18 protein-coding genes and 1 pseudogene are annotated in these 20,949 nt (G+C 70.3%); 9 read left to right on the forward strand and 10 right to left on the reverse strand.

The genetic code is table 11. From position 1 onward, the window contains the following. Nucleotides 1–7 precede the first annotated feature (7 nt). Both HCA44_RS12390 and HCA44_RS12395 read right to left on the reverse strand, forming a co-directional pair. A complete protein-coding gene (locus HCA44_RS12390) occupies nt 8–1,909 on the reverse strand; it encodes a glycosyltransferase (RefSeq protein ID WP_169648854.1) in 1,902 nt (633 codons plus the stop codon). Between the two features lie 135 nt (nt 1,910–2,044). Then, nucleotides 2,045–2,854: a glycosyltransferase gene (locus HCA44_RS12395; protein WP_169648855.1), complete on the reverse strand. Its 810-nt coding sequence runs from the start codon at nt 2,852–2,854 to the stop codon at nt 2,045–2,047. 120 nt (nt 2,855–2,974) lie between these two features. On the opposite strand from HCA44_RS12395, the gene HCA44_RS12400 reads away from it, so the two are divergent. Continuing rightward, nucleotides 2,975–5,224: a hypothetical protein gene (locus HCA44_RS12400; RefSeq protein ID WP_346764694.1), complete on the forward strand. Its 2,250-nt coding sequence runs from the start codon at nt 2,975–2,977 to the stop codon at nt 5,222–5,224. A 27-nt stretch (nt 5,225–5,251) separates the two neighbouring features. On the opposite strand, the gene HCA44_RS12405 is transcribed toward HCA44_RS12400, so the two are convergent. Together HCA44_RS12405 and HCA44_RS12410 are read right to left on the reverse strand one after the other, a co-directional pair. Next, nucleotides 5,252–6,238 carry a Gfo/Idh/MocA family oxidoreductase gene (locus HCA44_RS12405; protein WP_169648856.1) on the reverse strand — a complete coding sequence of 329 codons (987 nt, stop codon included), beginning with the start codon at nt 6,236–6,238 and terminating at the stop codon, nt 5,252–5,254. Continuing rightward, entirely contained in the window at nt 6,235–7,335 is a 1,101-nt protein-coding gene (locus tag HCA44_RS12410) for a DegT/DnrJ/EryC1/StrS family aminotransferase (RefSeq protein WP_169648857.1), read from the reverse strand. Before HCA44_RS12410 ends, HCA44_RS12405 begins: the two co-directional genes overlap by 4 nt. Before the next feature lie 107 nt (nt 7,336–7,442). On the opposite strand from HCA44_RS12410, the gene HCA44_RS12415 reads away from it, so the two are divergent. The 4 genes from HCA44_RS12415 to HCA44_RS12430 all read left to right on the forward strand — a co-directional run bounded on the left by HCA44_RS12415 (nt 7,443) and on the right by HCA44_RS12430 (nt 12,396). Beyond that, entirely contained in the window at nt 7,443–8,147 is a 705-nt protein-coding gene (locus tag HCA44_RS12415; protein ID WP_169648898.1) for an acyl-ACP--UDP-N- acetylglucosamine O-acyltransferase, read from the forward strand. A 55-nt stretch (nt 8,148–8,202) separates the two neighbouring features. Beyond that, the gene (locus tag HCA44_RS12420; RefSeq protein WP_346764695.1) at nt 8,203–9,234 is read left to right on the forward strand and encodes a lysylphosphatidylglycerol synthase transmembrane domain-containing protein; all 1,032 of its coding nucleotides are present in this window, start codon (nt 8,203–8,205) and stop codon (nt 9,232–9,234) included. Nucleotides 9,235–9,299: 65 nt separating this feature from the next. Beyond that, a complete protein-coding gene (locus HCA44_RS12425) occupies nt 9,300–10,859 on the forward strand; it encodes a hypothetical protein (protein WP_206038039.1) in 1,560 nt (519 codons plus the stop codon). Nucleotides 10,860–10,863: 4 nt separating this feature from the next. Beyond that, nucleotides 10,864–12,396 (forward strand): glycosyltransferase family 39 protein, encoded by a 1,533-nt coding sequence (locus tag HCA44_RS12430; protein ID WP_169648858.1) that lies wholly within the window; start codon nt 10,864–10,866, stop codon nt 12,394–12,396. Here HCA44_RS12430 and rfbB read toward each other — a convergent pair. After that, nucleotides 12,383–13,390, reverse strand: coding sequence for a dTDP-glucose 4,6-dehydratase (rfbB, locus tag HCA44_RS12435; protein WP_169648859.1), 1,008 nt, complete (start codon nt 13,388–13,390; stop codon nt 12,383–12,385). The genes HCA44_RS12430 and rfbB overlap by 14 nt on opposite strands. 84 nt (nt 13,391–13,474) lie before the next feature. Between rfbB and rfbA the strand changes: the two genes are divergently transcribed. The 4 genes from rfbA to HCA44_RS12455 all read left to right on the forward strand — a co-directional run bounded on the left by rfbA (nt 13,475) and on the right by HCA44_RS12455 (nt 16,589). Further along, complete coding sequence (gene rfbA / locus HCA44_RS12440) at nt 13,475–14,350, forward strand: glucose-1-phosphate thymidylyltransferase RfbA (protein ID WP_169648860.1); 876 nt, start codon at nt 13,475–13,477, stop codon at nt 14,348–14,350. Nucleotides 14,351–14,352: 2 nt separating this feature from the next. Further along, nucleotides 14,353–14,943: a dTDP-4-dehydrorhamnose 3,5-epimerase gene (rfbC, locus tag HCA44_RS12445; RefSeq protein WP_169648861.1), complete on the forward strand. Its 591-nt coding sequence runs from the start codon at nt 14,353–14,355 to the stop codon at nt 14,941–14,943. A 147-nt stretch (nt 14,944–15,090) separates the two neighbouring features. Further along, a complete protein-coding gene (locus HCA44_RS12450; RefSeq protein ID WP_169648862.1) occupies nt 15,091–15,498 on the forward strand; it encodes a PPOX class F420-dependent oxidoreductase in 408 nt (135 codons plus the stop codon). A 14-nt stretch (nt 15,499–15,512) separates the two neighbouring features. After that, complete coding sequence (locus HCA44_RS12455) at nt 15,513–16,589, forward strand: trypsin-like peptidase domain-containing protein (RefSeq protein ID WP_169648863.1); 1,077 nt, start codon at nt 15,513–15,515, stop codon at nt 16,587–16,589. 50 nt (nt 16,590–16,639) lie between these two features. On the opposite strand, the pseudogene HCA44_RS12460 reads toward HCA44_RS12455, so the two are convergent. The 5 genes and pseudogenes from HCA44_RS12460 to HCA44_RS12480 all read right to left on the reverse strand — a co-directional run. After that, nucleotides 16,640–17,096 (reverse strand): annotated as a pseudogene (locus HCA44_RS12460) (enoyl-CoA hydratase/isomerase family protein); the annotation flags it as partial. Between the two features lie 2 nt (nt 17,097–17,098). Next, entirely contained in the window at nt 17,099–18,301 is a 1,203-nt protein-coding gene (locus tag HCA44_RS12465) for a Dyp-type peroxidase (RefSeq protein ID WP_169648864.1), read from the reverse strand. Continuing rightward, nucleotides 18,294–18,806 carry a copper chaperone PCu(A)C gene (locus HCA44_RS12470; protein ID WP_169648865.1) on the reverse strand — a complete coding sequence of 171 codons (513 nt, stop codon included), beginning with the start codon at nt 18,804–18,806 and terminating at the stop codon, nt 18,294–18,296. The genes HCA44_RS12465 and HCA44_RS12470 overlap by 8 nt, the downstream gene beginning before the upstream one ends. Next, nucleotides 18,803–20,209, reverse strand: a complete 1,407-nt coding sequence (locus HCA44_RS12475; protein WP_169648866.1) for a PepSY-associated TM helix domain-containing protein — start codon at nt 20,207–20,209, stop codon at nt 18,803–18,805. Before HCA44_RS12475 ends, HCA44_RS12470 begins: the two co-directional genes overlap by 4 nt. A gap of 170 nt (nt 20,210–20,379) precedes the next feature. Then, on the reverse strand, nt 20,380–20,898 hold the full coding sequence (locus HCA44_RS12480; RefSeq protein ID WP_169648867.1) for a hypothetical protein: 519 nt from the start codon (nt 20,896–20,898) through the stop codon (nt 20,380–20,382). Nucleotides 20,899–20,949: the final 51 nt, after the last annotated feature.

The following is a 20,949-nucleotide window of genomic DNA, read 5'->3' on the forward strand; positions in this document are numbered from 1 at the left end:
CGGCCTGCTACTCGCTCTCGTCCAGCCCGTACAGCCGGGCCCAGTTGTCGCGGCTCGTGAGCTGTGGGACCGCGGCACGGTAACGGCCCGACACCGCGCCCACCTCGTCGCGGAATCGCTTGATCAGCCGCGCGGTGCGCTCGCCGAGTTCCTTGGCCTGCGCCACGTCGCGCCGCCGGATGCGCACACCGGACTGCGACGCGTCGGTGACGACGGCCGTCTCGAAGAGCGACACGTGCCACCATTGCGCCTCGGCGGCAGGGATGCTGGCGATCTCGCGGCGGGTGCGGCCGGCCAGCTGGAAGGCGACGCGCTTCGCGAGGACGAGGTCGAGACGGTCCTTGCGGGGCGGGAATCCGGCAGGGCGCACGACGAGGTCGGCGCCGCGGATACCCGGCAGGTCACCCGGTGCGTGCTTGACGGTCTCGGGGAACCGGCTGCGCTCGTCGCGGATCGACTTCAGCACCGACTGGCCGCCGTCGACGAGGACGTCGGGCCCGGCGAGGAAGTCCTCGATTCCGCGAATCATGGTGTACGCCAAGCCGTACTGCATGGACACGACGTACTGCGAGATCTCGCGCGCGAGCAGCTTACCCATCGCCTTCGGCTCGATGTCGCTGTGCAGCGCGGCGGCGATGAGCGAGTTGCGGATGCTGAAGTACTTCGCCCAGTCGTCACGGTCCTTCCAGTGGAAGTCCGCATGCCACACACCGGCATTGGGCAGCGTGACGGTGACATACCCGGCCGCGCGTGCGCGGATGCCGTATTCGATGTCGTCCCACTGGAAGAACAGCGGCAGCGGCAGACCGATCTTCGAGATCACCTCGGCCGGGATCAGGCACGACCACCACGCGTTGTATCCGGCGTCGACACGCTTGTCTTGACGCTTCTTGACCATGTTGGCGTTGGCGCGCGCACCGACGGCCCACCGACCGGCCTTGAGCTTCGACAGGTCGGCTTCCTCGGCGCTGACGTGCAGCCGATCCGGGTTCATCAGATACAGCATCTGCGCGCCGACGAGCGTGGGCTCGGGCGTGAGATTCGCGAACGCGTTCATTCGCAGGATCGACTCGGGCTCGCACAGGATGTCGTCGTCCATCAGGATGACGTTCGCCCGGTCGTTGACGGCGGACACCTCGTACATGCCGCGCGTGAAACCGCCCGCGCCACCGAGATTGGGCTGGCGGAGGTAGACGAGCTTGTCGCCCAGCGACTGCGCGACGCGGTTGAACAGCGGACGGTCGGACACGTGGTCGGTGCCTTGATCGACGACGTAGACGGCGTCGACGGTGGAGGCGAGGACGTCGTCGCCTGCGATCGAGGCGAGTGTGTCGGTGCAGTCGTCGGCGCGGTTGAACGTGCAGATGGCGATGGCGGCGGGCCGCACGACCTCGGGCGCGTCGACTGTCCACGCGAGATCGCTGATGTCGAGGGGGGCGTCGATCGCCGTGAACTCGACCCACAGCGAACCGCCGTCGAGGAAGGTGTCGAGGGTCGCGTCGAGAACGCACTCGCCCGCACCGTCGAAGTCGGCGGTCGACACGGTGCGGACGCTGCCGAACGAGTCGGAGGCGCGCAGCAGCACACGCGCGGGACCGGCGGTGTCGTGGCGGAAGCGGACCTGCACGTCCGTGACCGTCGTCCACCGCTGGAAGTAGCTCGCCGCGAACCGGCCGAAGTAGGTGTCGGTGTCGACCGTCGCACCCTTCTCGAGGTGCAGTGTGAACCGCTGACGATGCGCCTTGCCCTTGACGATGCGCGCGTACATGTCGTCCTTGACGCGCGGCGTGGGACCGGTGAAGACACCGCGGTGGACGACGAACCGTTCGGGAGCGGCATGGTCGACGAGAGCGCTGCGGACGGCGGCAGTCGTCTCCTCGACGGGTTGCACCGGCGCAGGCTTGCTCATGTGGTTGTTCTCCTCGCGGATCGTCCGATTCTCCTGTTGTGCCGCGCCCTGCGGCGGCGATGGAATGAACCGAGGCTACCAATGGCGGGCTGCACGCTCGGCGAGACGCCGATCTTGGCTACGGAATCGAAACCGTTACGCGACCCGAGGCGGTAGCTGCCCACCACGATGTCGCGCACGCAGTCGCAGCAGCCCGGCGCCCATGTCGGCGACGTCACCCACCGACACCCGTGACCCGTGCGCGCCGTGATCGCCGCGCAGCCGTACCGGCACCTCGACGGGCCGGATTCCACGCTGTTCGGCCAGGTAGACGAGCTCGGTGGTGAAGAGGAACCCGGGCTCGACGAGCTGCGGCGCCAGTTCACGGGCGAGCGCACCGTCGACGATCAACGTGCCCTGGGGGTCGCCCGTCCGCATGCCGAGGACGATGCGGCGCAGCATCGCGAAACCCCGCGTGAGCACCCGCCGCAGTCGGTCGCGGTCGACCCGCGACTCGGGGTGGGCCTTCGAGCCGATCAGCACCGCGGGCGCCCCGCCCGGCGACGCCGCCAGCGCGTCGAACGCGTCGAGGTCGTCGAAACCGAACGGCAGGTCGTCGGCCGTCAGCACGACGACGCCGCCCCGGCTCGCCTCGATGCCGGCGCGGAGCGCATTGCCCATCCCCTTGGGACTCGACAGCACCCGCACCGGGCACGTGCCGGGGGCGCGGGACGCGAGGTGCGCGCAGCGTTCCGCGGTGTCGTCGGTCGACCCGTTCTCGACGACGACGATTTCGGCCCAGGGGCCGGCGATGATCTCGGCGCGCCGCCCGTCCAGGTGCTGCCACAGCCGCTCGACGGTGTCGTCGATCACGTCTGCGGAGTTGTGCGCGGGCACGACGACGGTGAGCGCAGGACGGTCTTCGTGTTCGTGATCCGATCGCGCTCGATCCGAGTTCGCCGCCACTCCGGTCTCCCGACACCTCGACACCGACTGCCGTCTCGGATCATGCCACCGCCGTCGTGTGCCCGTGGGCGGTGTGCGATATCGCCTGTAGGGCGGAGCCGGATCTCGTATGGTCCACACGTGACGTCCACCGAGGTGCGGCGGACCGGCCCGCCGATCCAGCGTCCGTCGCGGCGCAGTCGCCGCCGCCGGCTGCCGGAATGGATTGTGGCCGTGTGCGTTGCGCTCGGCACCGCGATCGCGGCGTGCGTGCCGCGGCTGATCCACGACAGCTTCTACTACAGCGGCGACATGCTCGAGTCGTTCATTCCGTCGTGGTACCACCTGGGAACCGAGCTGCGCGACGGCAACTGGCTCGTCCTCGACCCCGACGCGTGGGTGGGCGGCAACTACGCGGGCGAAGCCGCGTACGGCCTCTACAACCCGGTCAACCTGGCGAACTACATCCTGACGTCGTGGTTCGAGAATCTGTCGGTCGCGGCGTTCGTCGTGATGACCGAGTTCCTCGCCCTCTTCGCGGCCGCCACCTACCTGCTGTGCCGCGAGTACGGCGCCCGCAGGCTGCCGTCCGTCGTCGCCGCCTTCGCGATGCCGTTCAGCGGCTTCACCTTGTTCTACGAGGCGGGCGGCTGGCCGTCCGGGATGATGGCCGTCGCGTGGGTCACCCTGTTCTGGTGGTCGGCGCTGCGGCTCGCGCACGGCCGCGCCAACCCGTTCACGACCTTCGTGATCGGCGCGCTCACCGTGTCGATGGGCAATCCGTACGCGGCGCTCGGTGCCGTGATCGTGCTGCTCGGGCTCGCGATCGAACTCGCGACGCGGCGCCGGGTCCGGCGGCTCGTGCTGCTGGTCGTGACCGGCGCGTGCGCGGGCACCGCGGCCCTCGCCACCTTCCTTCCGCTGTATCTGAGCGTCGACGTGACCACCCGCGCCGACTCGACCGGGATCACGAACAACACCTTCCTGCAGCCGCAGATCGGCGGGCTCGCGTCGATGAGCAGTCCCAGCCATCTGCCCGTCATCATGACGTTCGGCGGGGCGGTCGAGGTGCTGCCGTCGCTGTACCTGGCGTGGTTCGTGCTGCCGCTGCTGCCGTGGCTGCGCTGGGATCGCCTCGGCAGGCTCGTGCGCTCGCCGTCCTTCCGGCGCGGCCGCGGACGCGCGCTCGTCGGTCTCGCGGTCGTGACGCTCGTGTTCTTCGTGTTCACCTTCGGCCCGTCCGACATCGGGATGTTCCGGTGGCCGATCCGGCTCGTCGAGTACCTCTACCTGGCGCTGATGGTGTGGCTCGCACTCGCGGTGTCGCTCGGTCTCGCGCGCGACCGGGTCCGCGTGCGCGCGGCCCTCAGCGCCGCGACGATCGCCCTCGGCTTCTATCTCGCGTGGTCGGCGACGCCCGAGATCGTCGGGCGGCACGCACTGTTCGCGCTCGGTGTCGCGCTGGGCTGTGTCGCCGCATACTTCGCCGCGCGTGCGTGGGGCCCCGGTGGCCTCGCCGCCGTCGCCGTCGCCGTCACCGTCGCGGTCACCGCGGGCCAGGTCTACTCGCTCACGAAGGACACCGACTCGAGCGGCGGGCCTGACCCGTCGAGCACCGACACCCTCGCCGACGCGACGTCCGGCTACCGCGGCACGGTGCTGCAACTCGCCGACCGCGAACTCGCCGCACCGAGCGACCTGTCGTCGGGGCGGCTGCTGTTCGGCAACGAGATCATGTCGACCCCCGTCGAGGCGTCGATCAACACCTACAGCGGGATCGGGTTCCTCACGTCCCAGACCGCGCTGTGCATGGACTATCGCGGCGAGGTGTGCGCCGAGCTGTATCCCGCGCTGTGGGAGCCGGTCAACCCCGACATCGACATCCCGCTCGTCGACTACCTGCGGGTTTCGACGCTCGTCGTGCAGCACGAACTGGTCCCCGAGGTCGACGAGGAGCCCGCGCCCGAGGGATGGTCGGTGCTCGAACGGGACGACGTGCGCACCGTCCTCGTGCGCGACGACCCGTTACCGCTGCCCGGCGACGTCGCGCACACCGCGCCGGGAGTGACCGTGGACGCGGCGGAGAACGACACGACCACCGAGACGCTGCACGTGCGCGGCGACGGCGGGGCCGTGCGCCTCGCACGGCTCGCGTGGCCCGGCTACACCGCCACCGTCGACGGCACCCCGATCCCCGCAGTGGAAGGCTGGCACGGTCTGCTCGAAATCACCGTTCCACCAGGAGAACACGAGGTCGAACTACACTTCACTCCGCCACGGCAACGCCTCTCGGGCGCCGCATTCGCGCTGGCCGCGGCAGTGATGGTGGTCGTCGGCGCCGGCTCGGGTGTGCTGTCGTGGCGCGGACGGAGCCGGCGAACTGCCCGCTAGCGCAACCGTTTACGGTGCCCCGACGGTTCACCCACCCGCCGACATCGTGACATCGTGCACGACGCGATGCGGCGGCAGGATCGAGGCGCGTTCGGCGTCGGCGTCGGCGCTGCCGTCGACGAGGCCCAGGAAGTGCGACAGTTGCGCTGCCAGCGGCTCCTCGCTGTACCGGATGGTGGGGATCTCGATGACGGTCTGCTGGCTGTAGCCGTCGCGGTCGGCCGGGACGTCGTCGTCGACGTGCCGGTACACCGTGATGTCGCGGCGCAGCAGGTCGATCTCGATGAGCCGCTCGGGCTCGAGCAGCGAAAGCGAGCGCACCTTGCGCTGGCTGATGCGGCTCGCCGAGATGGTCGCGACGGCGCCGGTCGCGAAGCGCAACACGGCCTCGGCGCAGTCCTCCGCGTGCCCCTCGATCGACGTGTCGTGGAAATACCCGAAGTTGCCCTTCGCACCTGCGAGATCACCGTGGACGAAGCCGATCGCGAGGTCGACGTCGTGGATCAGCAGATCGGTGGCGACGCCGGTCGGGATGCGGGACACGAACGGCGAGTGGCGGGTTCCGTTGATCTGCCACACGTCACCGACGAACTCGCGCGCCGTGCGCACCGCGGGGTTGAACCGTTCGAGCAGCCCGCACATCACCGGCACGTCGGCGGCCTCGGACCTTTTCACCAGATCCTTCGTCTGCGAGTACGTGGCGGCGAGCGGCTTCTCCACGAGCACCGGCTTGCCGCGCTCGAGAATGCGCGCCGCGAGCTCGTGGTGCGCCGGTGTGGTCGCGGCGACCACCACCGCGTCGACGTCGTCGAGGCCGTCGAAGTCGGGTTGCCATGACGCACCGAAGCGTTCGGCGATCTCGCGGCCCTGCGTTTCGCGGGGTTCCACGACGCGGACCAGTTCGGTACCGGGATGCTGCGCGAGGACGCGCGCATGCAGCGATCCCATCTTGCCGGTTCCCATGAGCGCGAACCGGGTCGGTGCGTGACGCGTTGCGGCCGTCGATGTGGTCATGGGCTCATCACCTCGCGTACGGATTGCACGATGTGGTCGACGTCGGACTGGGAGAGCGCGGCGTGCACCGGGATGCTCACGCAACGTTGCGCGATCGACTCGGCGACCGGCGTGGGATCGGCGACCACCCGCGGATGGGCACGGAAGACGTCGTAGTCGTGGACGAGCCGCGGGTAGTACACACCGCTGCCGACGCCGCGTTCACCGAGCCGCGCCACGAACTCCTCGCGGTCGACGGGTGCGTCGTCGCGCAACAGCAGCGTGTACTGGTGCCACACGTGCCCGCGGCCGGGCAACTCGCCGGGCAGCGTGAGCCCCGCGACGTCGCCGAGTCCCTCGCCGAGCATCTTCGCGTTGCGGCGGCGCGCCTCGACCTGCTCGCGGTACACCGGAAGCTGCGGGAGACCGAGCGACGCCTGCAGATCGGTCATGCGGTAGTTCTGCCCCGCCATGTCGTACACATAGCGTTCGCGCATGCCCTGGTTGCGCAGCGTGCGCAGGCGCTGCGCGAGCTCGTCGTCGTCCGTCGTGAGCCTGCCGCCCTCGCCGGTCGTGAGGTTCTTCGTCGCGTACATCGAGAAACACCCGAGCCCGAACCCGCCGACTCCGCGGCCCTCGAACGTCGCGCCGTGCGCCTGTGCGGCATCCTCGACGATCGTGGCGTCGTGCTCGGTGGCGAGCGCGGTGAGCGCGCCCATGTCGGCGGCCTGCCCGTACAGGTGCACCGGCAGCAGCACCTTCGTGCGCTCGCCGACGCGCTGCCCGACCGACGCGGGATCGAGACAGAAGTCGTGCTCGCCGACGTCGGCGAAGCGTGCCGTCGCGCCGGCGTCGAGGATCGCGTTGAGCGTCGCGACGAAGGTGAACGGCGACGTCAGCACCTCGTCCCCCGGCTGCAGATCCTGCACGCGCAACGCCGCGACGAGCGCCGTCGTGCCGCTCGTGACCGCGATCGCGTGCCGCACCCCGACGAGCTCGGCGAACCCTTCTTCGAGCCGCTCCACCTTGGGACCCTGCGCGACACGGCCGGACCGCAGAGTGTCGAGGACCTCGGCTTCGACGTCCTCACCGAACGAGATCTTCGAGATCGGTATCACCTGATTGTTCCTCCGATACATTGATCCGAACCGGCCGCGCTGCCGCGAATCGCGTAAGAAGACGTAACCACGAACCGGACCCTGTCTTGGAGGGATTGGTGACATTCATGTCTGGCGGCCCGAACTCGCACATCCACCCGACGGTCGTCGTGGGCGACGACGTGCGCATCGGGAGCCGAGTGTCGATCGGCCCGTACGCCGTACTCACCGGGCCGCTCGAGATCGGCGACGACTGCTGGATCGGACCGCACTGCACGCTCGGCCAGCCACCCGAGTGGATCGGCAAGGTGCACCCGCCGACGTGGACGGAGGCGAGCCCACACCAGGGTGTGGTGGTGGGCGCGGGCTCGGTGCTGCGCGAACACACCACCGTCCACCAAGGCGGCGAGCGACCCACCGTCATCGGACCGGGCGCGTTCATCATGAACGGCACGTCGGTAGGCCACGACGTGCAGACCGGGCCGGGCTGCACCGTCGCGCCGTCCACCACCTTCGGCGGCCACGTCACCCTCGGCGAAGGCGTCACCCTCGGTATCAACACGGTCATCCATCAGCGTCGCGTGATCGGGTCGCGCGCGATGATCGGCATGAACTCGGTCGTCACGAAGGACGTCCCGCCGTTCGCGAAGGCATACGGCAACCCGGCCGACGTGCACGGCCTCAACCGCGTCGGAATGGAACGCGCGGGCATCCCCGCGGACGACATCGCGCTCGCCGAACGGTTCTACGCGGGCGACGGCACGCTGCCGCCGTCGCTGGCCGAGGAGTTCGACTGGTGGCAGTCGCGCGCCACCAAACCTCTCCTCGCCTGAGACCAGATCGCCGTTTCCGGACGCGCGGCACACGCGCGCCGCTAGCGTCGATCTGGTGAGCACCCGATCGGACTCCGGAGACGTGCAGTCGCACCCGCCGGTGGAACGCGTCGCAGGCGCCCGGCGACGCGTCCTGCTCGCGCGCGCCGTGCGGGTGCTCGTGACGCTCGCGATCGTCGTCGCCGTCGCGGTCGCGGTTCGGGCGCAGTGGACGGCGGTCCGCGACACGATCACGAGCCTGCAACTGTGGGCGCTGCTGATGTCGGCGGCGTGCGTATTCGTCGGGATGGGCGCCGCGGTGCGGGCATGGCAGCACGCGCTCGGTGCGATCGGATACCCGATCCCCGCGTTCGACGCCGCGCGCTGCTATCTCGTCGGGCAGCTCGGCAAGTACCTGCCGGGCAGCGTGTGGGCGTTCGTGTTGCAGACCGAACTCGTGCGCCGCGCGGGCGTCTCGCGGGCGGCCGGGTTCGTCGCCGTCCTCGTCACCGTCGGGCTCAGCACGACCGCCGCGCTCGTCGTCGGCCTGCTGGGGTTGCCCGCACTGTTCGACGTCTCGCGGGCCGCCGCGATCGGCGTCCTCGTGCTCGTGCCGATCTCACTCGTGTGCGCGTACCCGCCGATCCTCACGCGCCTCGTCGACCTCGTACTGCGCGTGCTGCGCCGCCCGCCACTCGAACACCCGCTCACGATGCACAAGATCGGGCTCGCGCTCGCGTGGTGCGCCGTCAGCTGGGTGCTGTACGGCATTCACCTGTGGCTGCTCGTGTCGAGCGTCGACGGGGTGCGATTGTCGTCGATCCCGCAGTGCATCGGCGCCCTCGCCCTCGGCATGTGTGCAGGCGTGCTCGTGTTCGTCGCCCCGTCCGGCATCGGTGTGCGCGAGGCCGTCGTCGTCGCCGCGCTCACGCCGTTCACCGGCAGCGGCCCGGCGCTCGGGCTCGCCCTCGCCTCGCGCCTCGTGTTCACGCTGTGCGAGGTGGCTGCCGGCGTCACCGCCGCGGTGTCCGGCTCGCGTGGCCTGCGTAACGCGTTGGTCCACGAACGCTCGCGGGCGGCTCCCGCCCTGCGACCCGAGTCCGGCTAGCAGCACCGACACGTCGCCCGGACGCCTCGCGCGCAGTATCCGGCATCGCTCTAGGATGACCTGCGATGCTCACCAATGCCGCCGTTGCGGCTACCCCAGGCGCCGGCGCGACGCGCCGCGACCTGCGCGTACCGCTCGTCACCGTCCTCGGCGCGCTTCTCGGGCTCGCGGCCTTCCTCGTCGCCCGCACGAGCCTCACCGACGACGCATACATCAGCCTGTCCGCGGCACGAAACCTCGCGCTGCACGGCGAGTGGTCGATCGTCGAAGGCCTCACCGCCAACACCTCGACATCCCCGCTCAACGTCCTGACCCTGGCACTGCTCACCCTCGTCACCCGCGTGTGGGGGCCGGGAGACCCGCTCGTCGCGCTCGCCCTCGCGTGCATCGTGTCGGCCGCGGTCGTCGGGTGGGCCCTCGCACGCATCATCCGCACCCTCGGCATCACGGTGTGGTGGGCCGCGGGCGCGGCGGTGCTGGTGATTCTCAACCCGTTCGTCACCTCGGCGCTCGGGCTCGAGGTCCTGCTGATTCCGGCGGTTGTGCTCGTCGTCGTCAGCGCGGGCCTCGAACGCAGGCCCCTGCTGTTCGGCGTCGCGGCGGGCGCCGCCGTGCTCGTACGACTCGACCTCGCCGTCGTGGTCGTCGTGCTCGCGCTCTTCACCCCCGCCATCCGGCACGCGCTGGTGCGCACCGCCGCTGCCTTCGCCGCGGTGACCGTCCCGTGGTACCTGTTCAGCTGGCTCGCACTCGGATCGGCGATCCCGGACACCTTCCTCATCAAGCAGGGCCAGGCGTCCGACGTCGGGGGGTACGGCTATCTCGACGGGCCGATCATGTTCTTCCACGGCGATCCGTGGATGACCGTCGCGGCGTTCGGGCCCGCGGTCCTGGGGGTCGTCGCCCTCGTCGTCGCCTCCGTCGCGGGCGTGCTGCGCCGGCACGGCGCGCTGCCCGGCCCGCTGCTGGGCCTCGGCGTCGCGGGCGTCGCGTACTACGCGGCCTATGTCGTCCTCGACACCGTGCCGTACCACTGGTACTACGTCACGCCGCTCACCACACTGTCCGCGTTCGCCGCACTGGCCGCCGGGTACTGGTGCACCCCGGTCGCGAGTCGCTGGTTCCGACCGCTCGCCGCCGTCACGGGCGCCGCACTGGTCGCCGCGGGCGCGGGCACGGCGTGGTTCACCGTCGAACGCGGTGTTCCGTGGACGTCGCCGCCGGTGTTCGGCAACTGGGCGTCCGCCGCCGACTACGAGCGGGTGGGCCGCGAGGTCGGTGCGATCGTGGGCGACGTGCCCGTGCGGTCCCCCGGCGAGATCGGCGCGCTCGCCTACTACTGCGAGTGCCACATCGTCGACGAGTTCTCCGACCGCGGCATCGTCGTCGCGGAGCGACTGCAGCCGCGGCTCGCCGAGACGGACGGGCTCGCCCGGGTGCTGCTGCGCGCGAACTACGCATTCCTCGACTACGAGCGCGCGCCCCTCGTGCCCGGTTACGCCCTCTCCTACGGCAACGGCGCGGCTCCCGCGCCGAGCGTTCCGGGCGAGACGTCCTGGGACGTGTACTCCGAAGGGCGCGGCGCGGGTCATCTCGTGCTGACCCCGCTGCCCGCTGCGCCGTGACGCCGTGACGCCCTCGCGCGGCGACGCGCAGACACTTCGGCGCCGGGCGGCGCAGGCAGTCGACCGGTCGGCGCGCTGGCTCGACCCGCTCGCCGCGTTCTCCTTCACCTTCGTCGTCGTCGGGTGGCGGGTCGGCACGCCGTCGCTGTGGCACGACGAAGCCGCGACGCTCAGCGCGGCCGACCGCTCGGTCGCCGACCTGTTCGGACTGCTCGGCCAGGTCGACGGGGTGCACGGCGCGTACTACCTCGCGATGCACTTCTGGCTGCTGGTCGTGCCGCTCACCGAATTCTGGGTGCGGCTGCCGAGCCTGATCGCGACGGCGGCCGCGGCCGCGGGCGTCGTCGTCCTCGGCAAACAGGTCGCGAGCCGTCGCGTCGGCTGGGTCGCCGCGGTGTGCCTCGCGATCCTGCCGCGCATGACGTTCGCGGGCATCGAGGCCCGTCAGTACGCGCTGTCGGCGGCGCTCGCCGTGTGGCTGACGGTGCTCGTGATCGCCGCGTCGCGGCGGCGCAATGCAGCCGACTGGATCCTGTATGCACTGGTCACGGCCGTGTCGATCACGTTCTTCGTGTACACGGCATTCCTGCTGCCCGCGCATCTCGTGCTGCTCGCGTGCACGCGCGGCGCGCGGCGCGCGCTGCCGGCGTTCGCCGTCGCGGGCGCGGTCGGAGTGGGTCTCGCGGCACCGGTGCTCGCGGTCGCCGCAGGCCAGTCGTCACAGATCGACTGGATCTCCGGCACCGACCCGGACAACTGGAGTCTGGTACTGCTCGACCAGTACTTCGACGACGCGCTCGCCCCGGCGATCGTCACGGCGCTCGTGCTGGTCGGCGGTGCCGTGTGCGGATTCGGTGCGCGCGGGTCCGCGCGCGTCCTCGCCGTGACGCTGCCGTGGATCGTGCTCGGGCCCGCGGCGATCCTCGTCTACTCGGCTGTCGACCACGACGTCTACCTCGGGCGCTACTTCACCTACACCGCGCCCGCGTTCGCGCTGCTCGTCGGCCAGTGCGTCGTGTGGATCGCCGCCCGCGTAGGCGGCCGGCGCGGCCGGGCGGCCACCACGGCGGCACTGCTCGTCGCCCTCGCCGCCGCGTCGCTGCCGCAGTACCTCGAACAGCGCGGACCGTACGCGAAGTACGGCATGGACTACGCGCAGACCGCGCAGGTACTCGCCGACCACGCCGCGGCGGGCGACTGCGTCGCCTACGACGGAAGCAACGGGTGGAATCCGGCGCCGATGCGCGTGATCGCCGTGACCGATCCCGACGCGGTCGACGACCTCGTCGACGTCTCGCGCAACCGTTCGGGCGCGGAACTCGACCAGCTGTGGGACGCGTGGACACCGCCGGTGGACGTCGCGGACGCGGCCCGCGGCTGCCCCACGGTATGGCTCGTCACCGACGGTTCACACGGCGCGCAGGACTCCGAGCTGCTGCACGCGATCGAGCACGTCGGCTACCGCGTCGACCACGTGTGGCTGCTCAACGTCAGCGCCGTCTATCGACTGGCCGGGGTGGCAGCTACTCCCCGGTGACGCGTTCGACCTGCGCGTACTTGGCTTCGACGGCGTCCTTGTGCGGACGCCACCACGCCTCGTGGTCGCGGTACCAGCGCACCGTCGCCTCCAGCCCGGCGCGGAAGTCGCGGTAGCGCGGCTCCCACCCGAGCTCGGTGCGCAACGGCGTCGCGTCGATCGCGTAACGCAGGTCGTGCCCCGGACGGTCGGTGACGAAGTCGAGATCGCCGCGGTCGCGACCGAAGATCTCGAGCAGCGTCTCGACGACCTCGCGGTTGTTCTTCTCCCCGTCCGCACCGATCAGGTACGTGCGGCCCAGCTCGCCCTTGTCGACGATCGTCCACACCGCCCGGTTGTGGTCGTCGACGTGGATCCAGTCCCGCACATTGCGGCCCCCGCCGTACAGCCGCGGACGATGCCCGTCGATCAGGTTCGTGATCTGCCGCGGAATGAACTTCTCCACATGCTGGTACGGGCCGTAGTTGTTCGAACAGTTCGACAGCGTCGCCCGCACCCCGAACGAGCGCACCCACGCCCGCACCAGCAGGTCGCTCGACGCCTTCGTCGACGAATACGGACTCGACGGGTTGTACGCGGTGGCCTCGGTGAAGCGCGCCGGGTCGTCGAGCTCGAGATCCCCGTACACCTCGTCGGTCGAGATGTGGTGATACCGCACGTCGTGCCGGCGCACCGCCTCGAGCAGGGTGAACGTGCCCACTACGTTCGTGTGCACGAACGGCGTCGGGTCGGCGAGCGAGTTGTCGTTGTGCGACTCGGCAGCGAAATGCACCACCAGGTCGCTCTCGCGCACCAACCGGTCCACCAGATCGGCGTCGGCGATGTCGCCGTGCACGAACTCGACGCGGTCGGCGACCGGCGCGAGCGAGTCGCGGCTGCCCGCGTAGGTGAGCGCGTCGAGCACCGTGACCCGCGCATCCGGGCGTTCGGCGACGGTCTGCGCGACGAAGTTCGCGCCGATGAACCCGGCACCGCCGGTGACCAGTACCTTCACAACCATCCTCTCGACCGCTCGAAGAGCGCCACAGTACCGAACCCCGGTTGGACAGTCTCCTACGGAGTGCAGGAAGATTCGCGCATGCGTGGAATCATTCTGGCCGGTGGGACGGGCTCCCGGCTGCACCCGATCACTCTCGGAGTGAGCAAGCAGCTGCTGCCCGTCTACGACAAGCCGATGATCTACTACCCGCTGTCGACGCTCATGCTCGCCGGCATCCGCGACGTCCTGGTGGTCACCACGCCGCACGACGCCGAAGCGTTCATGCGGCTGCTCGGCGACGGCTCGCAGTTCGGCGTGTCGATCACCTACGCCGTGCAGCACGAACCGAACGGCCTCGCGCAGGCCTTCGTACTCGGCGCCGAACACATCGGCCACGACGCCGCGGCCCTCGTGCTCGGCGACAACATCTTCTACGGCCCCGGCCTCGGCACCCAGCTCTCGCGTTTCGAACAGATCGACGGTGGCGCGGTGTTCGCGTACAGGGTGTCGGACCCGTCCGCGTACGGCGTCGTCGAGTTCGACGACACCGGCCGCGCCGTCTCCCTCGAGGAGAAGCCCGCCACACCGAAGTCGAACTACTCGATCCCGGGCCTGTACTTCTACGACAACGACGTCGTCGAGATCGCCAAGTCGCTGCGCCCGTCCGACCGCGGCGAATACGAGATCACCGACGTCAACCGCACCTACCTCGAACAGGGCAGGCTGCAGGTCGAGGTGCTGCCGCGCGGCACCGCATGGCTCGACACCGGCACCTTCGACTCGCTGCTCGAGGCGTCCAACTTCGTCCGCACCATCGAACAGCGGCAAGGCCTCAAGATCGGCGCCCCCGAAGAGGTCGCGTGGCGGCGCGGATTCATCACCGACGACGACCTCGCCGCGCACGCCGACCGCCTCGGCAAGTCCGGCTACGGCAGCTACCTGCGCGAGATCCTGCTGCGCGGGAAGGACGACTGACCATGCACATCCGGGAACTGTCGATCGCGGGTGCGTTCGAGTTCACCCCCGTCCAGCACGGCGACGACCGCGGCGTGTTCCTCGAATGGTTCAAGGGCACCGAGTTCGAGGCGCGCGTCGGGCACAAGCTCGCGCTCGAACAGGCCAACTGTTCGGTGTCCGCGGCGGGCGTGCTGCGCGGCATCCACTTCACCGAGACTCCCCCGGGGCAGGCGAAGTACGTGACCTGCGTCAAGGGCGCATTCCTCGATGTCGTCGTCGACCTGCGGGTCGGGTCGCCCACCTACGGCACGTGGGATTCGGTGCTCATCGACGACGCCGACCGCCGCGCCGTGTACCTCTCGCCCGGGCTGGGGCACGCGATCCTGTCGCTCGAGGACGGCTCGACCGTCATGTACCTGTGCTCGATCGAGTACGCACCGTCGATCGACCACGGCGTGCATCCGTTCGATCCCGAGCTCGGCATCGACTGGCCCACCCGTGCACGCGACGGATCGCCGCTCGACTACCAGCTGTCCGAGAAGGACTCGGCTGCACCTCGTTTGGGCGATGCCCTGCACTCGGGCGTGTTGCCCGTGTACCACCGCGGGTGACGTTCGGCGCGTTTGCGCGAACCACCCCGGCGGAGCCCGCGCGCTCGGTAGCGTGACCACCGAGGACAGACCTGCCGAGAGCGATCGCGTCGGGCCTGCGTGCGGATGCTCGTCCGGGCGCCACCGGTGCGGGAAGGAGGGGCCGCCGTGCCGAAGCCGCCGCTGCCGCCCGACGCCGTCGAGATGCTGAAACGCCCCAACTACGCGACCATCACGACCGTGCGCCCCGACGGGCAGCCGGTGTCGGTGGCCACGTGGTACATGTACGAAGGCAATCGGATCCTCGTCAACATGGACGCGGCGCGACGGCGGCTCGCCTACCTCCGGCACGACCCGCGGGTGAGCCTCACTGCGCTCGACCCCGACAACTGGATCACCCATCTGAGTGTCCAGGGGCGCGTCACCGAACTGGTGGACGACACCGACCTGGCGGACATCGACCGCATCGCCGTCCACTACACGGGCAAGCCGTACGCGGTACGCGACCGGCCGCGCGTGTCCGCGTGGATCGAGATCGAGACCTGGCACGGTTGGGGTGCCCTGAAACAGGACTGACCGGGGGCGCACGCATGCGGTCCTACAGCTTCTCGGCGCTGTTCGCGCTCGTCGTCACGGCGGGCACGCTGCTGCTCGCCGCCCCGCCGCTCGCCGACACCACCGCACCCGACGGCGGCCCGGCGGTCGCCGAGGCGAGCCCGGCGAGCGCCCCACCTGCGGTTCTCGACCCGGCGACGCTGGAAGCACAGGTCAAGGACGGGATCGTGATGATCGACTCCCAGACGCCGTCGGCACAGACGGCGGGCACCGGTGTGGTCCTCAGCCCGGACGGCCTCGTGCTCACGAATCACCATGTCGTGAGCGGCGGACGAACGATCTCGGCAACCCATCAGGGCACGGGCGCGCGTTACCCAGTCGACGTACTCGGCTACGACCGCACGCGTGACATCGCGGTGGTGCGCTTGCGCGACGCGCAGAACATGCCGACGCTCTCGCTCGGACCCGACGCGGCGCTGCAGGGCGGCGAGTCCGTGACCGCGGTGGGCAATGCGGAGGGCACCGGCAGGGCGGCCACCGTGCGCGGCACGGTGATCGACCTCGATCAGCGCATCGTGGCGCGCAGCAGCATCGACGGCACCGTCAACCGGTTGGGCGGGCTGATCGAAGTGGACGCGCCGGTCCGCCCCGGCGATTCGGGTGGTCCGCTCGTGACGGAGGACGGCACCGTGGTGGGCATCAACACCGCGGGCAATGCGGCGGCCGATCCCGCGAGACCCCAAGAGGGACCGCCACGTTCGTACGCGGTGCCGGTCGAAGACGCCCTCGAGGTGCTCGACGTGGTGAACGCGGGCGTGAGTACCGACACCGTGCACGTGGGGCCGACTCCCGTACTCGGCGTGACGGTGCGCGACACGCGACGGGGCGCCGAGGTGCGTTGGGTGTCCTTCGACAGTCCAGCCGACGGGGCAGGCCTGCGGATCGGCGATGTCGTGACGACCTTCGACGGCGCCGCGGTACGCACCTCGGACGAGATGCGGAGCCGGCTCAACCTTCTCGCGCCCGGCGACGCCGTGACGCTGGGCTGGATCGACGAGGCAGGCGCGAGCCGTACAGCACGACTGACCTTGGCCGAGGGCCCACCGAACTGACCCTCCCGCAGCCGCGGGCACCGGGACGGCCCTCCTCGGTGCGCACGGTGTCAGCGCAGGGCCGACGTGGCGGCGCTGTACATGGTGTTCTTGATGGCGGCGAGAGTGCCGGGGTTCTTGCCGAGGATGGGCGTGAGCCGGGCGACGGCGGTGGCGAGCACCTCGGTTTCGGTGGCGGTGGCGTCGACGAGTCCGGCAGCCAGTGCATCGGGTCCGTTGAAGCGGTGACCGGTGGTCATCGCGGTGACCCGCAGTCTGGGGGCTGAGCTTGGCTTGGATGAGCGCGGCCATTCCGGGGGTGAAGGGGATGTCGATGTCGACCTCGGGGAAGCAGTAGTAGCCGCGGTCCTCACGCATGACGCGGTAGTCGTGCGCGATGGCCAGCATGGCGCCGGCGCCGAAAGCGTGACCGTTGACCGCGGCGATGGTGGGCAGCGGGAAGGTGAGGATGCGAGCGAACAGCGCTTGGACGCGTCCGACGTACCATTCGGCGCGATCGCCGTTGGCCGTCAGCCCAGCAACCCCTCACCGACGAACCCGTCGACGGTGCCCGGCGGGATCGCGAACACGGCCGATCCGACCGGGGTGGTCCATTCGTTGAGTGCGTCCATCTCGTCGAGACGGCGCTGGATGGGGACGAACTGGGCCGTGACGTCGCGCTGGAAGGATGCGAACAGCAGTCCGCTGTTCGACGTCTCGCCCGGCAGGGGTGGATCGTCGTAGTTGTAGGCACGACGGAAGATTCGCTCCCCGGGGTGTGCGTGGTGGGCGCGTGCGATGTGCGCGGTCGGCGAGATGACGGGTATGCCGTAGCCGTCGACGGCGCCGAAGTCGGCCTCGTCGAATTCCCTTGCGCCGGTGAGCGGCGCCCCCGTATCGAGACGCCTTCCCATCACCACTTCGCGCGCGGGGCGATCCAGTTCGTCCCACGTGTCGAGTTCGATACGTATGCGCCGCAACACCATCGACGTTCCACCGGCCATCCACGACTGGTCCGCACCGTCGTCCCACACGAGCGCGTCGAAGTCGGTCGTGCCGGGCGCAGGGTTGACCGTGCCGTCCAGCTGCCCCATGAGGTTACGCATCGTCGTTCCGGGCGACTGCGTCCCACGGGCACTGCGGAACCCACGTTGCGCCCACCTGACGGCGGCAAGCGAGCGCACATTCTTCGTCAGCACCCGCACCGCGTGCGCGACGGCAACGGCGTCGTCGGCACACACCTGCAACAGCAGGTCGCCGCCCGTGAACGCCGGATCGAGTCGGTCGATCCCGAACGGTGGCAGCGGCGCGAGCCACGTGGGAGCACGGTGCACGAGGCCGCTCGCGGCGAACAGACCCGGCCCGTAACCGATCGTGACGGTGAGCCGGGCGGGACTCGCCGCGAGTTCGGGCTCGGTGTCGCCGAGCGCCGGGCGGCCGGAGGTGAGCCGCGCGATGTCGTCGGTCCAGACTTTCATGATCCCCGCCAACTCCGGACGACCCACGTGGGGAAGCAGATCCAGCGCCACGAAAGCGGCGTGCGCCTGAGGCGGATCGGTCTCGATGCCGGCCTGGTGCGCACCGCCCCAACCCACGACGTCCTTGCCGAGCACCTGCGGCTCCGCATCGGAGGCACGGCCCGCCACCGCACCGATTCCGGCAGCGCCCAGCACGGCGGCACCTCCGCGTAGGAGGTGCCGCCTGCTCACGCGGCCGGCATGCTGGTCAGCCACCGTGCGACGGGGTCGACGCGGCGGGCGCGTAGTGTTCCTGCGCGCCCGCGAAATCGCGGGCCTGTGCGGTGAATGTGACCCGCGAGCCGTCCTCGAACTCGAGAGTGAGCTCGACGTCGACCCCCGGGCTCGAGACCGACGTGACGTCCATCAGCATCACGTGATCGGCCCCCGGTGCGAGAAGGTGGGTTTCGCCCGCGGGCACGACGAAACCTCCGTCCTTCTCCCGCATGACCGGGGTGCCGCTGCCGTCGTCGGCCACCTCGTGCAGTTCGACGTGGCCTGCGGCGGGCGACGACGCCCCGACGATGCGGACGTCGTCGTCACCGGTGTTCTGCAATTCGGCGAACGCCGCAGTGGCCCCGGATCCGGCGGCCTTGACCCACTGCTCACGCACCACGAGCGAATCCGACTGTGCGGAAGAGGCATCCGGCGCACAGCTGCCGAGGGTGAGCGCGGCGAACGACGCGACGGCCGTCGAGACGAGACGAGTACGGGCTTTCATGAGATCTGCTTTCCGTGAGTGCGCCGCCGTACCGTCGCGACAGCGAGGTCGACGACGAGGAAGAGGAGCAGGCTCGCCCCGAGTAGCGGGACGAACCATCCGACCGCGGCGGCGAGCACGAGCACGACGACGGCGGTCGCGGGGTGAATCCTGCGGAGCGCGCCCCGCGCAGGTGCGCGACCGACCGTGCGGTCGCCTCGTCGTTGCCACCACATGACGTAGCCGCACACGACCACCGCCGTGAGCGCAGCGGCGAGCGCGGCCAGCGCGAGCTGGTTCGGCAGACCGAACAACGTGCCCATGTGCGCCTGGACTCCCCACGCCGAAAGCTTCGCCGCGAGCGGCCAATCCGCGAACCAGGACGTGTCGGTCACCGTGCCGCCGCTGTCGATCGCGATCGCATTGTTCGACATCACCCATGGTTGCCGCGTCTGCTGCACGACGAACGCGTCGCCGTGCGCGGCGGGGAGAGTCACCTCGACCTTGCCGTCGACGCCGTGTGCCCGCGCGACCTCGAGGACGTCGTCGACGCGGGTGACGTCGGGTGCGACCGTATCGCGGTGCGTCTCACTGCCCGCGTGGTCGGCGTGCTCGGCGGCGGTGGCGGTCACCGCGGGTGTGGTCCAGTTCAGCGCAGACCTGAGCGCGGTCACATTCGCACCGGCATGGGCCGACCAGGTCAGGCCGGTGGCGGACAGGAACAGGAGCCCCGCGACGAGCCAGGCACCGAGCGCGCCGTGCCGGCTCACCGTGCGGTCCCGGCCGGCGCGTGTGCGGTCTACGGTGAGCAGGTGGGCACGGCGCGTGCGCTTCGTCGTGCGGTATCGCTCGATCCACAGGTAGAGGCCGCCGAGCGCGACGACCCACAGCCACGACGCGGCGAGTTCGCTGTAGAGCCGTCCTGGTTCGCCGAGGTGCAGGCTGCGATGGAGCTGGCCGATCCAGGTCCGCATCGGCAGCGCGTTCGACGATCCGTAGACGGTGAGATCGCCGATCGCGCGGCCGTGCACCGGGTCGACGAACACGGCACGACGCTCGGAGTCGCCGAGTGCCGGATCGGTGAACAGGACACGGGTCGTCTCGCCGGGGTCGCCGGCGGGCTGCACGGCGTCGAGTGTCAGGTCGGGCCGGGCGGCCTGCGCCGCGGCGATCTGTTCGGCGACCGGAACCGCGGGTCCGGTGGCGTCGACGTGCAGATACTCACGGTAGACGACCTGCTCGATGCTCGGCGCGAGCGCGTACAGGCCGCCGCTGATCGTGGCGATCACGATGAACGGAGCGACGAGGACTCCGGCGTAGAAGTGCAGGCGCAGGATCAGCGGCCGGAGACTGCCTGCCTGGACGGGTGGCCGCTCGCGCGGCGGGGAGCCGTCGACGACGGCACTGTTCTCGGTGACGGGCACGTGGGTACTCGCTTCGTGTCGGCACACGACGACCCGGCCTCGCGGCGATGCGCGTCGCCCGGGCGTCGGCGATGTGGCACACGGGCATTCGACGATCGCGCCCGCGTGAGTGGGAAGTGAGGACGCAGCTCACCGGCACGCGCGACGGCGCGCACGGCGGTGTGTCTGCGTCAGGCCACGAGCGGTGGTCCGCGTGTGCCACGACCGGACAGGTCGAGCAGACGCGTCGAAAAGCGCACTCGGCGCACGGGTTCGGGAGCCGGGACGGCCTCGTCGTCGGCGACGAGGATCCAGACCGTCGGGACGATGCGCCGAACCGCGGACGCCGCGACGCGGAGACCGCGCTCGGCTCCGCGGATCACCCACGCGCCGACGGCGACGGCGACGGTGTGGGCCGCGATCATGCGGCCGTCGATTCCGGAGCCGTGCTGGTGGGTGTCGGCGAACGTGAGGACGGCGTGGCCGACGAGTTGGGCGACGGCGAGTACGAGCATCAACGCCCGCAGGGTCGACCGCGACGAGCCTGCGACCATGCCCGCCCCGGCGCACACGGCGACCAGGAGTGCGAGCGGGCCGTCCGAGGGAACCGCTCCGCCGCCTGCGCCGTGCGCGGCCACTGTGACCGCGCCGGACAGCGCACCGACCGAAGCGCCACGCACCCGCGCAGCCACGTCCGTCGTCGCCGTCATGGCGCGCACTCTACCCGCCGCGACCGGCCTCTTCTACGGGGCGTAGTAGAT

It is taken from the genome of Rhodococcus sp. HNM0569, from assembly GCF_012726205.1.
GTDB lineage: Bacteria > Actinomycetota > Actinomycetes > Mycobacteriales > Mycobacteriaceae > Rhodococcus_F.

Coding starts and splice junctions, on each gene's coding strand:
- HCA44_RS12425 (WP_206038039.1), top strand. CDS start 9,300: ATGCTCACCAATGCCGCCGTTGCGGCTACCCCAGGCGCCGGCGCGACG.
- HCA44_RS12470 (WP_169648865.1), bottom strand. CDS start 18,806: ATGAAAGCCCGTACTCGTCTCGTCTCGACGGCCGTCGCGTCGTTCGCC.
- rfbC (WP_169648861.1), top strand. CDS start 14,353: ATGCACATCCGGGAACTGTCGATCGCGGGTGCGTTCGAGTTCACCCCC.
- HCA44_RS12480 (WP_169648867.1), bottom strand. CDS start 20,898: ATGACGGCGACGACGGACGTGGCTGCGCGGGTGCGTGGCGCTTCGGTC.
- HCA44_RS12415 (WP_169648898.1), top strand. CDS start 7,443: ATGTCTGGCGGCCCGAACTCGCACATCCACCCGACGGTCGTCGTGGGC.
- HCA44_RS12405 (WP_169648856.1), bottom strand. CDS start 6,238: ATGACCACATCGACGGCCGCAACGCGTCACGCACCGACCCGGTTCGCG.
- rfbA (WP_169648860.1), top strand. CDS start 13,475: ATGCGTGGAATCATTCTGGCCGGTGGGACGGGCTCCCGGCTGCACCCG.
- HCA44_RS12455 (WP_169648863.1), top strand. CDS start 15,513: ATGCGGTCCTACAGCTTCTCGGCGCTGTTCGCGCTCGTCGTCACGGCG.
- HCA44_RS12390 (WP_169648854.1), bottom strand. CDS start 1,909: ATGAGCAAGCCTGCGCCGGTGCAACCCGTCGAGGAGACGACTGCCGCC.